We start from the raw sequence: 15,806 nt of genomic DNA on the forward strand, positions 1-15,806 counted from the left end.
TCAGAGCACGGTCGCGAGCCGGTCGAGCGCGGCCAGCGGGTCCGGTCCGGCGGGCGCCAGCACCACGGAGTCGGTCCCGGCGGCGTGGATCGCGGCGAGCCGCGCCCGGACCTGGTCGCGGGTGCCGACGACCGCGAGCTGGTCCACCCACGCGTCCGGCAGGGCGGCGGCGAACTCCGCGCGGTCCGGGGTGCGCTCGCGCAGGGCCCGGAACTCCGCAGCGAACGGCATCGGGTCGATGTGCGGCGCCCAGCCCGGGTCGCCGATGTACGCGAGCGCGGGACGGACGAGCGCGCGGGCCTCGGCCGGGTCGTCGGCCACGGCGCCCACGTCGTACGCCGCCACCCGGTGCCCGGGGACGTCGCCGATCTGCGCACGCGCCGCGCGGGAGTACTCGGGGCCGACCGGCTCGGCCAGCACCGTCCCGTCGGCGACCCGGCCGGCCGCGGCGAGCGACTTCGGCCCCCGGACCCCGGCGAGCACCGGCGGCACCACCGCCGGCGGCGACTCCAGCCGCACGGCGTCGAGCTGCACGTACCGGCCGTCGACCGTGACCTCCTCGCCGCGGAGCAGCGCACGCAGGGCCGTCACGTACTCCTCGAACGCCGTCAACGGGCTCGCGGGCCACGCACCGGCCTGGCGCATCCAGTCCGGCATGCCGTGGCCGACCCCCAGGTGCAGGCGCCCCGGGAACAGCTCCGCCACGGTGGCGACCTCCATCGCGGCGAACGCCACGTTGCGCGCCCCCACCGGCAGGATGCCGACACCGACCCGGATCCGCTCGGTCACCGCGAGGGCCGCCGCGGCCTGGGCGATCCCGCCCCGGAACCCCAGGTCCTCGACCACCCACAGCTCGGCGAACCCGAGCGCGTCGGCGCGCCGCGCGTACGGCAGCACCTGGTCGGCGGGCAGGTCACGGGGCAGCAGCACACCGACGTCGGGCAGGGTCTCAGCAGCGGGACTCATGAGGACGACTGTACGCAGCCCGTGACCAGCGTGTTCACCGTCCGGGCGTCGCGTGCGAGCCGGGTGTGCTCTGCTGGGCCCCGACACCGCGAGGATGCAGGGCCAGGCTCGTGTACACCGCGGCCACCAACGAAGGGACCCAGGCCGGCCATCTGGCTTGGGTGGGCGCGGGCCACGGACCTCGCGACCCTCCGGCCACAGGCCATCTCGGGCTCAACGAAGGCCTCGGCCGCGACAGTTGCGTCGAAGCTCAGCATCGTCACTGCTCACCCGGTGCAGGCGCCCACGGGTTCTCGAGCAGGTAACCCGTGGGCACGTCGAGGACGCGGCCGAGACGGCCCAGGAGCGATCGCTGCTCCTCACTCACCTCAACGTCGTACTCGTACGTCTGGGTGCAGAGCGTCTCGAGCGCGAGCCGCCGCTCGCCGGCATTGATCAAGACCGCAATCGAGTCAACGTCGCTCGCAGGCAGTCCAGCTGCGCCTTCAAGCGCCCGTCGCAACTCGCTGGTCACAAGGTTCAAGTCCATCGCTTCTCCCGTCACGGCAGCGGGAATCCGGTGATGATGCCCTCGCCACCGGGCTCGATGATCACCCGGATCGGCACACCCTGGCGCACCCCGTCGACGATCTACCGAACTGGCGCACCGTTCTTCGTGAACTCGGCCCCCACCTTCCCCGTCTGCTGAATCCACTGGAGACCGGGATCTGTGGCGACGTCAGACACGTTGTGCATGATCTGTTGTGGCGACCAGGACCTCGGGAACAACGTGTCACCCAACTCGCCCGGCGGCATGTGGCCGTCGAGTATGTGGCTGGTGCGGGGCCAGACCCTATCGTCGCCGACGTAGAACTCGGTCCCGGCCTCAGCGGCCAGCCCAGCCGCAACCACGAAGATCGCCGGCTCCCGAGCCTTGCGTGAGCCGACCGACCGCGCTGTGGATCGCTCCACCGACAGGTGCACGTACTGTCGTCCCATCGGACGTAGCCCTTCGAGCCGAACGATCTCGGCGGCGGCCAGGGACGTCCCGTGGAACAACTCTGCTGGTGGCGACGCGGGCGCCCGCACGACTCGGCCCGGCACCGAGTGTCCATAGAGCGCCCGGATCCTCCCGTCCCGCATCTCGTGGCGTCGCTTGCTCGCCCCGGCCACCATCGTCTCGACATCAGCCACAGTCAGCGACGACAAACCACGCTCTAGGCGCAACGCCTCGACGAGGGATTGCACCGACGACCAACCCGCCTCGTCCAGCTCAAGCTCGTACAGCCAGGGTTCATGGCGCAACGCGTGGGACACCAGACGACTCAGGTCAGTCAAAGTCGATCAAGTCCTCGACGGCCTGGCGGAGCCAGGCGTAGAAGTCCGGATACTCACCGCGACCCTCCCAACCAGGAGAAGCGAAGTCATGGATGACTACCACCCGCTCGCCCCCGAGGACCAGGTCCCAACAGGCCACGTCGTCGTTGTCCTGGCGAGCAGCAAAGGGGACGAGCTCCCGAGAAGGGAACCGCCGGGCCAAGCCGTCCCGGCGCTCACAGAGCGCCTCACCCTCAAGGACATGCCACGGCTCCAGGTTCGTCAGCCCCAGCTGCACCACCCTCACGAACGAAGACGGGTACCAGAAGCCGGGAGGTAGATCCTCCTCCGGCAGAAGATCAGGCACTAGTTGCCGCTACATCTCGTGATCGACGAGCCATAAGGGTTCGCCGCGCGGTAGCCCGCGCTCCGCTGGTCGGCGGGCAGGTCGCGGGGCAGCAGCACACCGACGTCGGGCAGGGTCTCAGCAGCGGGACTCATGGGGACGACTGTACGCAGCCCGTGACCAGCGTGTTCACCGTTCGGGCGTCGCGTGCGAGCCGGGTGTGCTCTGCTGGGCCCCGACACCGAGAGGCTGCACGGCCAGGCTCGTGTACGCCGCGATCACGTCGCTGGACGGCTACGTCGCCGACGCCGACGGTCGCTTCGACTGGAGCGTCCCCGACGAGGAGGTGCACCGGGCCGTCAACGACGTGCAGCGCACCATCGGCACCCACCTCTATGGCCGCCGGCTCTACGACGTGCTGGTCGCGTGGAGCACCGAGACCGTCGCTCCGGACGCCCCCCAGCGCAGGCGAACAAGCGCGCTCTCACCCTGATCTGCCTGCAGCACCACATGAAAAGGCAGCGCGGAGCGGTCCCACCACTCACCCGAGTCGATTGCCTCGGCGTAGGTCTCGGCGGCGTGAGCGATGACGCTCACCAGCGTGCCTCAGCTCCGCTTCGGACTCGTCGGACAACACCTCGATCGCATCGAGGACGACAACGACGAATCCGACGCGAGACGGCGACCACTCCATGTCGGCGAGGCACTCATCGAATGCCGACCAGTTCTCGCCGAAGTAGTGCGGGAACTGGAGCGCAGCCGATACCTCGTCGAACAGCCTGTCCACAGTTCGCATCTTGTGCCCACGAACGAACCACACGGTCAGGCCCGTCTTACGCCACGCGCACGCCTCTACGGCAGTTTGCTTCGGGTCACCGTGGAAGAGCATCAGCGGCGCCGAGCCGTGAATCTTGAGCAGAGGTAGCGAGTCCATCAGGCACCGGAGCCGAACTGGGTGAAGGTGGCGTAGTGATCGCCAGTGTAGTAGGCCGACCCGTCGCTGCCGGTCACTATCCGCTCAGGTCCGCGCGGGACGCCCTTGACGGTCGGGTCAACGTCCCACTCCCGGTAGGTGATCGGGTCCCACCCGCCGGTCGACCGAGGCAGGACCTCATTGCCAGGCTTCCCGTGGTTCGAGAACGTCGACCCACCCTTGTACCCGGGCAGTGGTGAGCCCTTCGACTGCACCCGGCTGAACGTCGCCCACGCACTCTCAGGCGCCGGCCCGAAAGCCACTTGTGCTGGACCGGCTGCCGTGTTTGCGGCCGAAGTCTCCCTTCCCCGCCGAGGCGAAGAAGTTGACCGACCCCCGGTCGGCCCCCGCAGCCACCGCCGTCGCGACCCGGCTGCGCACCGTAGCCGCAGCCGCTCGTGCGCCGGACGTGATAGCCCCGGACGCGCGTGACGCCGCCGCTGCCACCGCAGCGGTGCCGCGACGCACGACGGGTGCAGCCACGCTTCCCAGTCCCGCGGTCAGAGCGCCGACGGCACCCCCGATGACGGTGTCCCGCACCAGGCTCCCCCACGAGAACTTCTGGGTCTTCTGGACCTGCGACCTCCACAGGTCCGTCGCGGCCCCGGCCGCCGCACCGCCGAGCGCTGCGCACCCGACACTCCCGGCGCCCGCGGTCAGGGCCAAGCACGCGGCGGTCACCACCGGGTTGTTGTCCGCTTACGAGTCCGCCCCCCACCGCGTGCTCGCCGCACCGACCGTGCTCACCCTGCTGCGGGCTCGACACGTCGAACACGGGGTCGACCGATACGAACCGCCCGATCTTCGCGTCGATGGCAGCGAGGATCAGGGGAGCCCTAGTCGCGCGCAATCTGGTTCACGGAAGTGCCGGATGGCAGCTTCAGAACACCACGGCGGAGCTGCCCACAGATCGACCAGTAGACACTCATGTCGCTGAGCTCGAGGTTCTCGACCTCGTCCTGACCGCCGAGGAACAGCGGGACCTGGTAGCCCACGCACTGATCGCGCCTCAAGGGTCCGGACTGGTCCGATTCCGACCAGGCCCTGAAGAACGCCGCCGCCAACGCAGCATCCGCGTACTCGATCAGCTCCTCCTCATGCAGGGCCGAGAACGGCAGCGGGATCTCGAGAGCCCCCCCGTTCCTGGCTCCAGCAACAACACGAGGGGTTGTCCCGCGTGAATCCGCCCCGAGTCGATGGCGAACTGCCGACCAAGCCAGTCGTACCCGAAGGGACACACTCGTTCGGCGAATTCCGGGAAGGCCTCCGCGACGAGAGCAAGCGCCTCGGGACCAGTCTGGGCGTCGTGCACCCGATAGAGGCCGTCGCCGAACGAGGCGCCAGCGAACTCAGCCATGAACTCGCCGTAGCCCTCGACGGCCGCGAACCTCGGGTGGTCCCACGCAGACCCGGCCGTGTCGGGGTCGCGACGTGAGACGTACTGCGCGCGGAAGCGTTCGAACATCCGATATCTCCTCAGCGGTTCCTGCTGCCACGACACGCGTCCCGAGCTCAACTCCACGCAGCTGCCACCTGATCTGCGAGCCGCAGGCTCCGGTTCACCGACGCGTCGAGAGGACTCACGTTCGCGATGTCATCGAAGCCGCCGAGCTGCAGATCAATCGTGTCACGCGGAACATGACCGCCCGCGCGCTGGTACCTCGACGACGCCGACGTCCCCGACCGCTGAGCCGTCGCGACCCGAAGATCGCCCGCCAGCGCCGCATCATTCACTGCCGCCACCTTCCCGTCTGCGACAGCCTGCTGAGCCGGGGTCCAACCAGGCTCGTACCTGAGCGACAGGCCCACCTCGTCACCCGCGGTGCTGACGGCCGACCCCCGGTCGGCCCCCGCAGCCACCACCGTCGCGCCCCGGCTGCGCGGCCGTAGCCGCAGCCGCTCGTGCGCCAGACGGCTCAGCATCGTCACGCTCACCGGTGTTGTCGAGCCTCGGTGCCGATCCAGCGGACCTCTGAAGACGTCGATCTGACGCCCCACCCCGGTTCCGTCGCGCCTCGGGGAAGCGAGCTCGTCACCGAGCGCCGGGTGGACGCCTCGATCCCTGGGATCACGTCGTCCCAGTCAGGATGTGCCCCGGAAGTGCCCGAGCACGGCTGCCGGCCAACGAGATCGGCTGCCCCATACGATTCGCCGCGTTCTTGATCGACGAGGTGGTCCCTGGGTGGAGAAGTCCGACCCGTCGATCCCGGTCACCATCCGCTCCGGGCCCGCTGGTGCCCTCGCTCCCGGGTCGTTCGGGCCACTCGACCTCCCAGCCGCACTCCTCGAAGTACCTGGCTACATCTGCGGGAGACTCGCCCCAGGAGTCGTGTGCCTCACCTGAGCGGTCGCTGTTCTCATGGGTCAGGAGCAAGAACCCGCCGGTGGCGAGGAGCTGCCGCAATCCGTCTGCGCCGCGATGGACGCCGCTTCCCGATCGGCCGGTCTCGGCGTAGCCCTCACCGACCCACCTCGGCCGCGGGCGACGCGATGCGGAGCTGGCCGAGCGCCACCCACCCGCTCGGTCCGAGCTCGTGCCGTCGTCACCCCAGCACCGGGAACGACAGGTGCGTCACCCGCCGCCCCGGCACGACGGTCGTCGGGTCCCCGAGCACCGCCGGGAACCCCTCCGTCCCGGTGAAGTACGGCCGCCCCGACCCGAGGACGACCGGCACGAGGTCCACGTTGACCGCGTCCAGCAGCCCCGCCCGCAGCACCTGGGTCGCGATGGTGCCCGCGGCGACCCCGACCACCTTGTCGCCCGCGATCTCCTGCGCGGCCGCGACGGCCTCCCCGACGCCCTCGTGCATGACGACGAGGTCGGGCGACCCGAGCGCGGCCGACGCGGTGACGGGTCGGTGGGTGAGCAGCACGAACGGCACCCCGAGCGGGTGCGTCCCGCCCCAGCCGTCGGTGAGGTCGAAGAGCTCCCGGCCGACGACGAGCGCGCCCAGCGACTCCCGCCAGGCCAGCCAGTGGTCCGCGGACGCCTGCGTCAGCCGGAACGGCGGCAGGTCGCCGGCGTTCTCGACGACGACGTCGCCGTTTCCGTACCAGTCGAAGAGCTCCTCGACCCCGTGGTCGTGGCGTGCGATGAAGCCGTCCAGCGACGCGGTCGCGGACGCGATGACCTGGCCCATGCGCCGACGCTAGCCCCGGAGCTTCCCGGACCAGAAGGGGATCAGACCTTCGCGTGCTTCGCGCGGCCGAACCCGTAGACCCCGTACCCGGCGAACCCGAGCGCGACCAGCGTCAGCAGCACCGCGCCGAACGGCAGGCCGGCGAGCGCGTGCAGCGCCGCGTCCAGGCCCTCGGCCTTCTCGGGGTCGCTCTGCACCGCGGCGACGACCAGCAGCACCCCGACCACGCCGAGCGCGCCGCCCTTGCCGATGTAGCCGATCTTCCCGGCCCGGCGCACCCAGGTCTCCGGGCTGCTCTCGAGGTCCTCGAGGAACTTCTCCGTCCAGCCCTTCACCACGTGGTAGACCCCGACGCCGATGACGACCAGGCCCGCGACCCCGACGGCCACCCGCCCGAGCCCGGACGACATCAGCCCCGACGTCGCACCGCCGGACCCGCCGCCGCTCGACCCACCCAGGACGACCGACCCGGTCGTGACCGCCAGCACCGCGTAGGTCGCGGCCTTCGCGGCCGCCTTCGCGCGGTCCTTCGCCTCGCCCCACGCGACCGCCTCGGTCGCCTGCCACAGCGCCAGCAGCACGAACCCGACCAGCAGCACCCAGAGCAGCGCCTGCCCGAACCCGTTCCCCGCGAGCTGCTGGAGGGCGCCCGACTGGTCGGCCTGCTCCCCACCGGACGTCCACGCGAGCTGGATCGTCACCCAGGCGAGCAGCAGGTGCAGCACACCGCTGGCGCCGTAGCCGAGGCGGGCGCCCTTCTCGAGGACGGGGTGGTCCCCCGCGCGGGAGGCGGCCTGCTGCACGTGTCCGGTCATGGGACGAGCGTGGCATCGGCCGGGCCGCTCCGCCCGTCGGCGGCGGCCCGACCCGATGTTCCACGTGGAACACCAGGTCGGGCCGTGTGCGTCAGTACGTGAACGCCTCCACGTCACCCCGCAGCGACGCCGCGAGGCGCGCGAGCTCCTCCACCGACTCGCCCTGCTCGGTGACGATCGCGGCCGCCCCCGACGCCGCGGACGCGACCGCCGTGATGCTGGTCGCGATCTCCCCCGAGCCGGTCGCCGCCTCCTGCACGCCGCGCGACATCTCGTCGGTCGTCGCCGTCTGCTCCTCGACGGCCGAGGCGATCGTCAGCTGGTAGTCGTTGATCGACGCGATGATCTTCGAGATCTCGCTGATCGCGGTGACCGCGTCGCCGGTGTCGGACTGGATGGTCTCGACGCGGCGCGCGATGTCCTCCGTGGCCTTCGCGGTCTCCTGGGCGAGCTCCTTGACCTCGCCGGCGACGACCGCGAACCCCTTGCCGGCCTCCCCGGCGCGCGCGGCCTCGATCGTGGCGTTCAGCGCCAGCAGGTTGGTCTGCTCGGCGATGCTCGTGATGACCTTGACGACGTTCCCGATCTCCTGCGACGACGCCCCCAGCCGGGCCACGTGGTCGTTCGTGGCGACGGCCACCGCGGTCGCCTGGGACGCCACCCGCGCGGCCTCGGTGGAGTTCCGCGCGATCTCCTGGATGCTCGCGCCCATCTGCTCCGCGCCGGCCGCGACCGTCTGGACGTTGCGCGACACCTGCTCGGCCGCCGCGGCGACCACCCCCGCCTGGTCGCCCGTGGCGCGCGCGCCCGACTCGACCTGCGCGTTCGCCGCGGCCATCTGCTCGGCCGCCGCCGACAGGGTCTGGGCGCGCTCGACCACGCCGGCCATCGTGCGCCGCAGCGACGCCTGCGCGACGGCGAGGTCCGCCGCCATCAGCCCGATCTCGTCGCGGCCGCGCACCGGGGCGCCCACCGTCAGGTCGCCGTGCGCCATCGCTGCGAGCGCCCCGCGCACCCGCTCCACGCTGCGGCGCATCGACGTCGCGACGCCGAACGCCAGCCCGAGCACGACCACCAGCGCCGTGCTCAGGCTGGCCACCAGCAGCAGCGTCGAGGTCCGCGACTGGTCGGCCGCCTCGTCGGCGAGGTCGGTCGCGATCGCCGTGAGGTCCGCGTCCAGCTCGTCGAGGTCCCCGGCGAACACGGTCGCCAGCGGCACCGAGACCTCCTGCAGCAGCGTCCCGTACTCGTCGCTCGCGGGGCTCGCCAGGGCCGCCGGCTCGAGCTGCTCCTCGCGGACGTCCAGCCACGCGGCGTAGTCGGTCTGGAACGCCTGCCACGCGTCGAGGTCCGCGTAGGCGGTGGCGTTGAACTCGTCGATCTTCTCCTGCATGCCCTCGTCGTTGGCCTGCTGCTTCGCGAGCCAGTCGTCCTTCGCCTCGGGGGTGTGCACCGCGGCGAGGTTCGCGAGCGTCATGCGCGCGCCCTGCTGCTTGATGTGGATCTGGCTGCGCAGGTACACGGGCCCGGCCTGGAGCGCGGCGATCTCCGCCGTGGTGTCCGCGAGCGACCGCAGGGACTGGACCGCGATCACGCCGGTGCCCGCCGCCACCACCCCGAGCAGGGCGACGACCGCCAGGATCTTCGTGCGGATCGACCAGTCGCGCGGGTGCAGGCCACGCCCTCGGTCGGTCGCGGGCGTGGTGCGGGCGGTGCTCATGCGGTTCTCCGTGTTCGTCGGGCCGGGCTGGCTGCCCGACACCGCGCCGATCGCGCGGGCGTCCTCGGACCTGAGGGGTCGAACCGCTTCGCTTCCGCCGATCGGAGGCCCACGTCCCCGGTGAGCGCGCTGCGACGCTCGCGCAAGGGACCTCGGGGCCCGTCCGGGGTGAACTCCGGCACGTCCGCGGAGGGCCCGCTGTCTCGTCCGTCACGTCCGGGTCCGCGAGCGCCCTGCGGGTTTGACCCCGCCCCACCCCTGAGGAGCAGGGTGAGCCCCGTGCACCAGGAGGACCCGTCGCCGCACGGCGACGTCATCGAGCAGGCGCGGCACCGCGCCGAGGTGGTGCGGGACCACGTCGAGCAGGCGCTGGCCCTCGCCGAGGAGCAGGGCGGACCGTTCGACTTCCTGTCGGTCGCGATCGCCGCGCACTGCTCCGTCGGCTACCTGCGCCAGCACCGCGAGTTCGCCGACCGGATCCGCCGGCTGCAGGCCACCGTCCCCGCGGACCCCGCCCTCGACGACCGCGACACCGCGCTGCGCCGGCGGCTCGCCCGCTCCGAGCACCAGGTCGCCGCGCTCCGGGAGCGGGTCGCCGCGCTGGAGGGCGAGAACGCCCGGCTCCGCGACCGCCTGGCCGCGGCCGCCCGGTCGCTCACCGCGCCCCGGCTCGGGCCGGGGGTCCGCCGGCCGGGGACGCTGCGCCGGCTGCCGTGAGGCCGCGACGTGGACGGCCAAGGCCCAGCACACCAGCGGGTCCGCAGGTCAGACTGCAGAAATAGGAAACCCCCGGCCGGAGACTCTCCGACCGGGGGTTCCCCGTCCTACCTGTGTGGCTTGTTCGGCTAACTCTCCGACCAGCCGGTACGTATCCGCAGTTCAGCGCGTGTGTACAGGCTGAGGGTGGCGTTGTGTACAGGCACCCGCTTCTGCTCGGTGATCACCGCGAACAAGTACGCCACGGTGAGGCCGAGGCAGTCTGCACACCTTGGCCTCACCGTGGTTGTACGTCACGTCGTGGGTGCTTCAAGCTCCCACAGGTCGGCGTGGATCTCGAGGTCGTGGCCGATCTCGACCTGGAGCCGCTCCTGAAGCGACTCCGCAAGCCGCGCGTGAGTGCGCTCGGCTTCGTCGGAGTCCCACCTCGTGTACGGGTCGTAGTGATCCTGGAAGTGCTGCGCCCAAGCGCGAACGTCCGCTTCCAAGTTCGCATTCAGCCCCAGGACATTCGGCTCTGCTTGCTGCCCTTCGACCCACCAGATCGGCCACCGGCACGCGTAGTCGTTCATCAGCCGCACGCCGGCGTGCCCGTCTCGCATCAGCAACCTCCGCCCGGGAACGCCGTGACGACGTACCTGTTGTTCGCCGAGATGACGATCGTCGGCTCGAACTCCACCACGGGGATCATGTCACCGTACATCAGGATGACAGGCGTCGTGTAGCAGAGCTTGCCGCTGCCTTCGTCGACGATGCGCTCCGGGCTGAGGAGGGCCTGCAGCGCCGTCCAGAACATAAAGTCGTCCCAGTTCGACCCGGCACCGCCGACCTGCGCGAGGCGGTCTCGCCACTGCCCCTCGTGACGGTCGCGGATGTGCCGGTAGCCGTAGCTCTCGTTGCCGCACGTGAGGCTGATGCTGCCGCCGGTGAACGACGAGTAGTACTTGACGTCGTCGATTCGGCGGATCTCGTGCCCCGTCTTGTTGAGAGCGTTGCAGGCGGTGAGGTCGACCGGGTCGAGCAGGAACGGCGTGACGACGTCGTCATCCTGAGGTGCACTGAGCAGCGCCTCGATGTCCGAGCCGGCGGTGTACTCACCGTTGACTACTACGCCCCACCCGCTGGGGACAGCATCGACGATGGGTGCGGGCTCAGCGGCCGCAGCCGCCGAAGTGAGTGTGGCGGTGAGTGCGGCGCAGGCAGCGAAGACGGTCAGGCGCCGGAAGTGCTTGTTCAATCGAACCCCCTACTAGGGCAGGGGGAAGCGACGTCGCGCGTACAAGCCCCCTGCTTGACTACTTCGAGTGGCGACTGTGCCGCAACCAGTCGATGACGAATACATGTAAGCACCGAACCTCCACCAGACGGACGTGGGGAACTTCACCCGCAAATCAGGCCCGTTCGAGCCGTTCGTAAGGCAGAGCCCGTCTCTGCGGGCAACGAGGTTTCGACGGAGCCCCGCTGGGAGCGCGAACTCGACGACTACCGTCACGGTCATGGCCCTCGATCTCACGTGGCTTCCCGACCGTCACCTGCCGGTGGCAGCGACCCTCGCTCACGCCGACGACCTCATCGGCGAGGTTTCGCGCGTCGCAGATGCGTACGCGGAGTGACCTGCCTTACGGCTCGGTTACCACTGTCACCTACTCATGCAGCAGACCCACCGCCGACGGCTACAAGCGGTACGCCGCGACGATCATCTCGGGCATCAGCGGAGGCACCACCGGTTGCCTCGGCGAGGACTACACCAACAGGCGCTGCAGCGCGACCGTCTTCAGCACCTCTGTGTCCGGTGCGATGGGCGCGACCGGGTGGGCCCTGCAGGTCCTCAACTGATCGACCGATGCAGCCACGGCGACGGGTGTACTCCCTTCCGGAGTGCACCCGTCGCTGTTCAGCTCACAGTCTCGACGCTCACACGGTCCGCGGCGACGCTTTCGGTGACGCAGCCGACGACCCGATGAACGTCGTCGAGGGATGCATCGCTCACCATCTGGAGGGCGGAAGCGGTAGAAGGAGCGGACGCGGTCTGCGTCATCACTGCGATTGCCTCGTCATCAAGACAACTCTCGAAGCTACTGGGGTCCGCCGCAACGCCGATGAGCCAGGGACCCTGCTCGGGAATGTCGACCGATCGCGAAGAGCTCGCGATGAACACCGCGATCGCTGCAACAGCGACGACCACGGCCCCGATCGCGACCTGAACCCGACGCTTCCGCATGCTGCTCCTCCCAAGCGGCCGTACGCCGGCACTGACGGCGCCACCAACGCATCCCATCGTCCTGCCCTGCAGGCTCGACGGCAGGGGCCGTCTGGGTGACCGCATCCGAGCAAGAGCCATGAGTCCACGTCCTGCCGACGTTGTCGCCGGGGTCGGGGTGGAACGCCGAGGTGTTCCTCGACGTGCACCACGAGACGTTCGAGATAGTGGTCGAGGACGACTGGGTCCTCGTCCATCTGCATCACACAGGGACGCGCCCGCCGCAACCACGCGGTGATCACGTCCGGTCTCGTCGGCATGAACGTCCGGATGATCCGTGACTGGCACCGCGTCCGCCTGACCACCGATCCCTGGCTCGCTTCCCTGCCCGGTACGGTCAGCGACGACGGCTCGCAGCTCGCCGAGAAGCACGAGAACCGCAAGCGCCACCCCCGGGTCCGCGTTCTCCCCGAGAAGCTCAGGCAGCAACCCCACGACCTTCGCGTCCGCGCCACCCGGAAGTCCCTAGCGGACTTCGGCCGCCGCCCACTCCCCTCATCCGCCTTCGGACCGCCCCACACCAGCCCGGCTGACCCGCCCGGGCGCCGCTACTGCGGCGGCATCACCACACCGCACCTGTCCCGGGAAACCGGGTCAACCTCCCCCCAGGCTCCGTCGGAGTCGGGCATGCCGTTCGCGACGCGCCAGCGAAGTTGAGAGGCGGCTGGCGTTCGCTGGACACGAGGAGATCCTGGAGGCCGTCGGCGAACGAGCCCGAGGAGCGCTGGTAGCGCTCCAGGACGCCGCCCGCGGTCGCAGTCCGTGCCCGCTCGCGGATCGCAATCAGGTCGTGACCGACGAGCTGGAAGTCGGGGTCGTCGTCAGACACGCGGCCCCGCCTCCGGCAGCTCGTCGATCGCGACGACCGGTGTCGTGCGCCGCAGGGTCACCGGTGATGGGGTCGATCTGGGTTGACGGTGGTCTGTTGTCCGACGCCCTCCCCGAGCATCTGCGCAACCTCCCCGGGTTCAGGCTCGGCTTGACCGTCGAGGACAAGATCGCCCTGCAGTCCCAGTACGACGAGCGCGCCCCGTACGCGTTCGCACCGTTCGGGGACGTCAACACGGAACGCGGCACGCAGCGGTGGCGCGGCCCCGGGCTGAGGAAGCTGGTCCGCTGCGCGAACGACCCCGAGTCGATGCGGGGTTACGACCACCCGACGACGACCTGCAAGCCCGCGCACACCGACCCGGTCACCGCTAAGAGGGTGGTCTCGTGCGGCTGCTCCAAGACCGTGACCGTGTCGATGGACGAGTACGCACGCGAACGCCAGCGGCTGCTCTACGGCACGACGATCTGGCACGCGTCCTACGGCCGGCGCACCGCAATCGAAGCGGTGAACTCCGAGATGCGCACCCACCGCGGCATGCAGTTCCGCCGCGACTGGTGCCGGGTCCTTGGCGCCGCCCGCACCCACGCCTTGGTGACGTTCGGTCTCGTCGGCGTGAACGTCCGCCTTCTGCGCGACTGGTACACCACCCGCGGCCAAGCCGACCCGTGGATGGTTGCGATCGGTGACACCACGGACCCCGACTTCTCTCTGGTCCACGCTCGCCGCACCGCCAAGCCTCGCGGCACCGCCCTGCACGTCCGCTTCACCACCGGTGACATCCCCCGCCGCACCGAACCCCGCCCCAAGTACCCGTTCGTGCCCAAGCACCTGCGCCCCAGGCACCTGCGCGCGGCCGCGGACATCACCGCCGCGGTCGAGTCCGAGAGCGCCGGCATCGCCCACGACACCGGCGGCCACACTCCGCCGCACCAGCCCGGCTAGCCCGACCGGCGGGCGCCCCGCCCGCACGAACTGAACAGCACCACCCGCGCAGCCCGCTGACCAACTCGGTCAGCGGGCACTGTGGCGTGCACGCTCAGCGGCGGCGTAGGCCCCGTGTCCGCAGGTCCAGCACACCAGCGTGCTAACGAAACCGCAGGTCAGACCAACAAACAAGGAACCCCCGGCCGGAGACTCTCCGACCGGGGGTTACCCGAACTGCTCTGCCTGTCCTAGACGAACAAGCCTGTGTGCGCGAGGCGGGATTTGAACCCGCACGCCCTTTCGGACACTGGCACCTGAAGCCAGCGCGTCTGCCGTTCCGCCACTCGCGCGCCGCAGAAGATTAGCACGATCCGGGGGTGGTCCATGACCACCCCCTCGACGGCCCGCCCGGACCCCCCGCACACCGCTCCCCCACGGTCCCCCGCAACCCTTTCACCAGGTCCGCGCCGCCTCGCCGTCCCCAGGTCGAGGCCCCGGACCCGCCGCGTGGCTACCATCTACGCAGGAAGTCGGGTGCCGTCCGGGCGCTCGGCGCTACGCGCGTGCGGTGAGGAGGTGGTGGACGTGGGCATCCTGGACCGGTTCGAGCACGGTGTGGAGCGCGTCGTGAACACCGCGTTCGCCAAGGCCTTCCGCAGCGAGGTGAAGCCCGTCGAGCTGGCGAGCGCGCTGCGCCGCGAGGTGGACGACCGTGCCGCCGTCGTGGGCCGCGACCGCACGGTGGTGCCGAACGAGTTCACCGTCGAGCTGTCGCCCGGCGACTACGACCAGGTCGAGGCCTGGGGCGCGGAGGCGCTGGCGGACGAGCTGGCGGCGAACGTCACCGAGCACGCCACCGGTCAGCGGTACGCGTTCGTCGGCCCCGTGACCGTGGCGTTCCACGAGTACGAGGACCTGGAGACCGGACGGTTCCGCGTGAAGTCGGCGACGGTGCGCGGCACGGCCGCCCCCGCCACGACCGCGGCGCCCAGCCCCCGCCACCCCCTCATCGACATCGACGGCCAGCGGTACCTGCTGACCGGACCGGTGACGGTGATCGGCCGCGGCTCCGAGGCGGACATCGTCGTCGACGACCCGGGCGTCTCCCGTCGGCACCTGGAGATCCGCGTGTCCTCGCAGGGCGTCGTCGCCTCCGACCTCGGTTCCACGAACGGGCTGTTCGTGGAGGGCCACCAGGTCCCGGCCGCGACACTCCTCGACGGGAACACCCTGACCATCGGTCGGACCCGCATCATGTTCTGGACGGGCGACGGCGACGGACAGGACCTGGACGAGTGAGCGGCTCCACGATCGGCACGCATGAGTGAGCTGACGGTCACGCTGCTGCGGCTCGGGTACCTCGTGCTGCTGTGGGCGTTCGTGCTGTCCGCGATCGGGGTGCTGCGCCGCGACCTGTACGGCACCCGGATCGTCAGCCGCAAGCGCCCCGCGACGACGCCGGCGGCGACCCCCGGCACCCCCGCGGCGCCGGCTCCCGCCCCGCGCGGCCGCAGCCGCCGGAGCGGGCCGACCCGGCTCGTCGTCACCGAGGGCCCGCTGCGCGGGACGACGCTGCCGCTGGGTGCGTCGGCCGTTCTGATCGGCCGCGCGCCGTCCTGCACGCTGGTGCTCGACGACGACTACAGCTCCTCCCGGCACGCCCGGGTGTTCCCCGAGGGCGACCAGTGGCTGGTGGAGGACATGGGCTCCACGAACGGCACGTTCCTCGACGACCAGCCGGTGACGGACCCGGTCCCGGTGAACCCGGGTGCGCAGATCCGCATCGGCCAGAGCGTCCTCGAGCTGCAGGGGTAGCG

Annotated in this window: 22 protein-coding genes and 1 tRNA gene; 5 read left to right on the forward strand and 18 right to left on the reverse strand. The window is 70.6% G+C overall.

Features of this window, described 5'->3' with window-relative positions:
• From AC1VL8_RS04855 to AC1VL8_RS04875, 5 genes are all read right to left on the reverse strand, one after another.
• A complete protein-coding gene (locus AC1VL8_RS04855) occupies positions 1–966 on the reverse strand; it encodes an LLM class flavin-dependent oxidoreductase (protein WP_483074364.1) in 966 nt (321 codons plus the stop codon).
• Between the two features lie 259 nt (positions 967–1,225).
• Positions 1,226–1,510, reverse strand: coding sequence for a MafI family immunity protein (locus tag AC1VL8_RS04860; protein ID WP_483074365.1), 285 nt, complete (start codon positions 1,508–1,510; stop codon positions 1,226–1,228).
• Positions 1,511–1,596: 86 nt separating this feature from the next.
• The gene (locus tag AC1VL8_RS04865) at positions 1,597–2,262 is read right to left on the reverse strand and encodes an RNA 2'-phosphotransferase (RefSeq protein WP_483074366.1); all 666 of its coding nucleotides are present in this window, start codon (positions 2,260–2,262) and stop codon (positions 1,597–1,599) included.
• Between the two features lie 13 nt (positions 2,263–2,275).
• On the reverse strand, positions 2,276–2,629 hold the full coding sequence (locus tag AC1VL8_RS04870) for a hypothetical protein (RefSeq protein ID WP_389234630.1): 354 nt from the start codon (positions 2,627–2,629) through the stop codon (positions 2,276–2,278).
• Positions 2,629–2,763, reverse strand: a complete 135-nt coding sequence (locus tag AC1VL8_RS04875; protein WP_483074367.1) for a hypothetical protein — start codon at positions 2,761–2,763, stop codon at positions 2,629–2,631. Before AC1VL8_RS04875 ends, AC1VL8_RS04870 begins: the two co-directional genes overlap by 1 nt.
• Before the next feature lie 110 nt (positions 2,764–2,873).
• On the opposite strand from AC1VL8_RS04875, the gene AC1VL8_RS04880 reads away from it, so the two are divergent.
• On the forward strand, positions 2,874–3,101 hold the full coding sequence (locus AC1VL8_RS04880; RefSeq protein ID WP_483074368.1) for a hypothetical protein: 228 nt from the start codon (positions 2,874–2,876) through the stop codon (positions 3,099–3,101).
• A 48-nt stretch (positions 3,102–3,149) separates the two neighbouring features.
• Here the strand turns inward: AC1VL8_RS04880 and AC1VL8_RS04885 are convergent, their stop codons facing one another.
• The 8 genes from AC1VL8_RS04885 to AC1VL8_RS04920 all read right to left on the reverse strand — a co-directional run bounded on the left by AC1VL8_RS04885 (position 3,150) and on the right by AC1VL8_RS04920 (position 9,256).
• Entirely contained in the window at positions 3,150–3,542 is a 393-nt protein-coding gene (locus AC1VL8_RS04885; protein WP_483074369.1) for a barstar family protein, read from the reverse strand.
• A complete protein-coding gene (locus tag AC1VL8_RS04890; RefSeq protein ID WP_483074370.1) occupies positions 3,542–3,844 on the reverse strand; it encodes a ribonuclease domain-containing protein in 303 nt (100 codons plus the stop codon). Before AC1VL8_RS04890 ends, AC1VL8_RS04885 begins: the two co-directional genes overlap by 1 nt.
• Positions 3,845–4,417: 573 nt before the next feature.
• Complete coding sequence (locus AC1VL8_RS04895; protein ID WP_483074371.1) at positions 4,418–4,645, reverse strand: T6SS immunity protein Tdi1 domain-containing protein; 228 nt, start codon at positions 4,643–4,645, stop codon at positions 4,418–4,420.
• Positions 4,646–4,665: 20 nt separating this feature from the next.
• Positions 4,666–5,082, reverse strand: coding sequence for a hypothetical protein (locus tag AC1VL8_RS04900; RefSeq protein WP_483074372.1), 417 nt, complete (start codon positions 5,080–5,082; stop codon positions 4,666–4,668).
• 11 nt (positions 5,083–5,093) lie between these two features.
• The gene (locus tag AC1VL8_RS04905; RefSeq protein ID WP_483074373.1) at positions 5,094–5,510 is read right to left on the reverse strand and encodes a hypothetical protein; all 417 of its coding nucleotides are present in this window, start codon (positions 5,508–5,510) and stop codon (positions 5,094–5,096) included.
• A gap of 614 nt (positions 5,511–6,124) precedes the next feature.
• Positions 6,125–6,721, reverse strand: a complete 597-nt coding sequence (locus AC1VL8_RS04910) for a dihydrofolate reductase family protein (protein WP_483074374.1) — start codon at positions 6,719–6,721, stop codon at positions 6,125–6,127.
• A 41-nt stretch (positions 6,722–6,762) separates the two neighbouring features.
• Positions 6,763–7,536: a DUF1206 domain-containing protein gene (locus AC1VL8_RS04915; protein WP_389234654.1), complete on the reverse strand. Its 774-nt coding sequence runs from the start codon at positions 7,534–7,536 to the stop codon at positions 6,763–6,765.
• A 91-nt stretch (positions 7,537–7,627) separates the two neighbouring features.
• Positions 7,628–9,256, reverse strand: coding sequence for a methyl-accepting chemotaxis protein (locus AC1VL8_RS04920; RefSeq protein WP_483074375.1), 1,629 nt, complete (start codon positions 9,254–9,256; stop codon positions 7,628–7,630).
• 270 nt (positions 9,257–9,526) lie between these two features.
• Between AC1VL8_RS04920 and AC1VL8_RS04925 the strand changes: the two genes are divergently transcribed.
• Positions 9,527–9,973, forward strand: coding sequence for a coiled-coil domain-containing protein (locus tag AC1VL8_RS04925; RefSeq protein WP_483074376.1), 447 nt, complete (start codon positions 9,527–9,529; stop codon positions 9,971–9,973).
• A gap of 293 nt (positions 9,974–10,266) precedes the next feature.
• On the opposite strand, the gene AC1VL8_RS04930 is transcribed toward AC1VL8_RS04925, so the two are convergent.
• The 4 genes from AC1VL8_RS04930 to AC1VL8_RS04945 all read right to left on the reverse strand — a co-directional run bounded on the left by AC1VL8_RS04930 (position 10,267) and on the right by AC1VL8_RS04945 (position 13,062).
• Positions 10,267–10,545, reverse strand: a complete 279-nt coding sequence (locus AC1VL8_RS04930; RefSeq protein WP_483074377.1) for a hypothetical protein — start codon at positions 10,543–10,545, stop codon at positions 10,267–10,269.
• Between the two features lie 29 nt (positions 10,546–10,574).
• Entirely contained in the window at positions 10,575–11,210 is a 636-nt protein-coding gene (locus AC1VL8_RS04935) for a hypothetical protein (RefSeq protein WP_483074378.1), read from the reverse strand.
• Positions 11,211–11,867: 657 nt separating this feature from the next.
• Positions 11,868–12,194 (reverse strand): hypothetical protein, encoded by a 327-nt coding sequence (locus AC1VL8_RS04940; RefSeq protein WP_483074379.1) that lies wholly within the window; start codon positions 12,192–12,194, stop codon positions 11,868–11,870.
• A 601-nt stretch (positions 12,195–12,795) separates the two neighbouring features.
• Positions 12,796–13,062, reverse strand: a complete 267-nt coding sequence (locus AC1VL8_RS04945) for a hypothetical protein (RefSeq protein WP_483074380.1) — start codon at positions 13,060–13,062, stop codon at positions 12,796–12,798.
• Between the two features lie 96 nt (positions 13,063–13,158).
• Between AC1VL8_RS04945 and AC1VL8_RS04950 the strand changes: the two genes are divergently transcribed.
• Positions 13,159–14,007: a transposase gene (locus tag AC1VL8_RS04950; protein WP_483074381.1), complete on the forward strand. Its 849-nt coding sequence runs from the start codon at positions 13,159–13,161 to the stop codon at positions 14,005–14,007.
• Positions 14,008–14,256: 249 nt separating this feature from the next.
• Here AC1VL8_RS04950 and AC1VL8_RS04955 read toward each other — a convergent pair.
• Positions 14,257–14,339: transfer RNA gene (locus AC1VL8_RS04955), tRNA-Leu, on the reverse strand.
• Between the two features lie 235 nt (positions 14,340–14,574).
• Between AC1VL8_RS04955 and AC1VL8_RS04960 the strand changes: the two genes are divergently transcribed.
• Both AC1VL8_RS04960 and AC1VL8_RS04965 read left to right on the forward strand, forming a co-directional pair.
• Positions 14,575–15,288: an FhaA domain-containing protein gene (locus AC1VL8_RS04960; RefSeq protein WP_389234853.1), complete on the forward strand. Its 714-nt coding sequence runs from the start codon at positions 14,575–14,577 to the stop codon at positions 15,286–15,288.
• A gap of 21 nt (positions 15,289–15,309) precedes the next feature.
• A complete protein-coding gene (locus AC1VL8_RS04965; RefSeq protein WP_483074382.1) occupies positions 15,310–15,804 on the forward strand; it encodes an FHA domain-containing protein FhaB/FipA in 495 nt (164 codons plus the stop codon).
• The last annotated feature ends 2 nt before the right edge of the window (positions 15,805–15,806 follow it).

This window comes from Cellulomonas sp. KU4C (genome assembly GCF_056868065.1).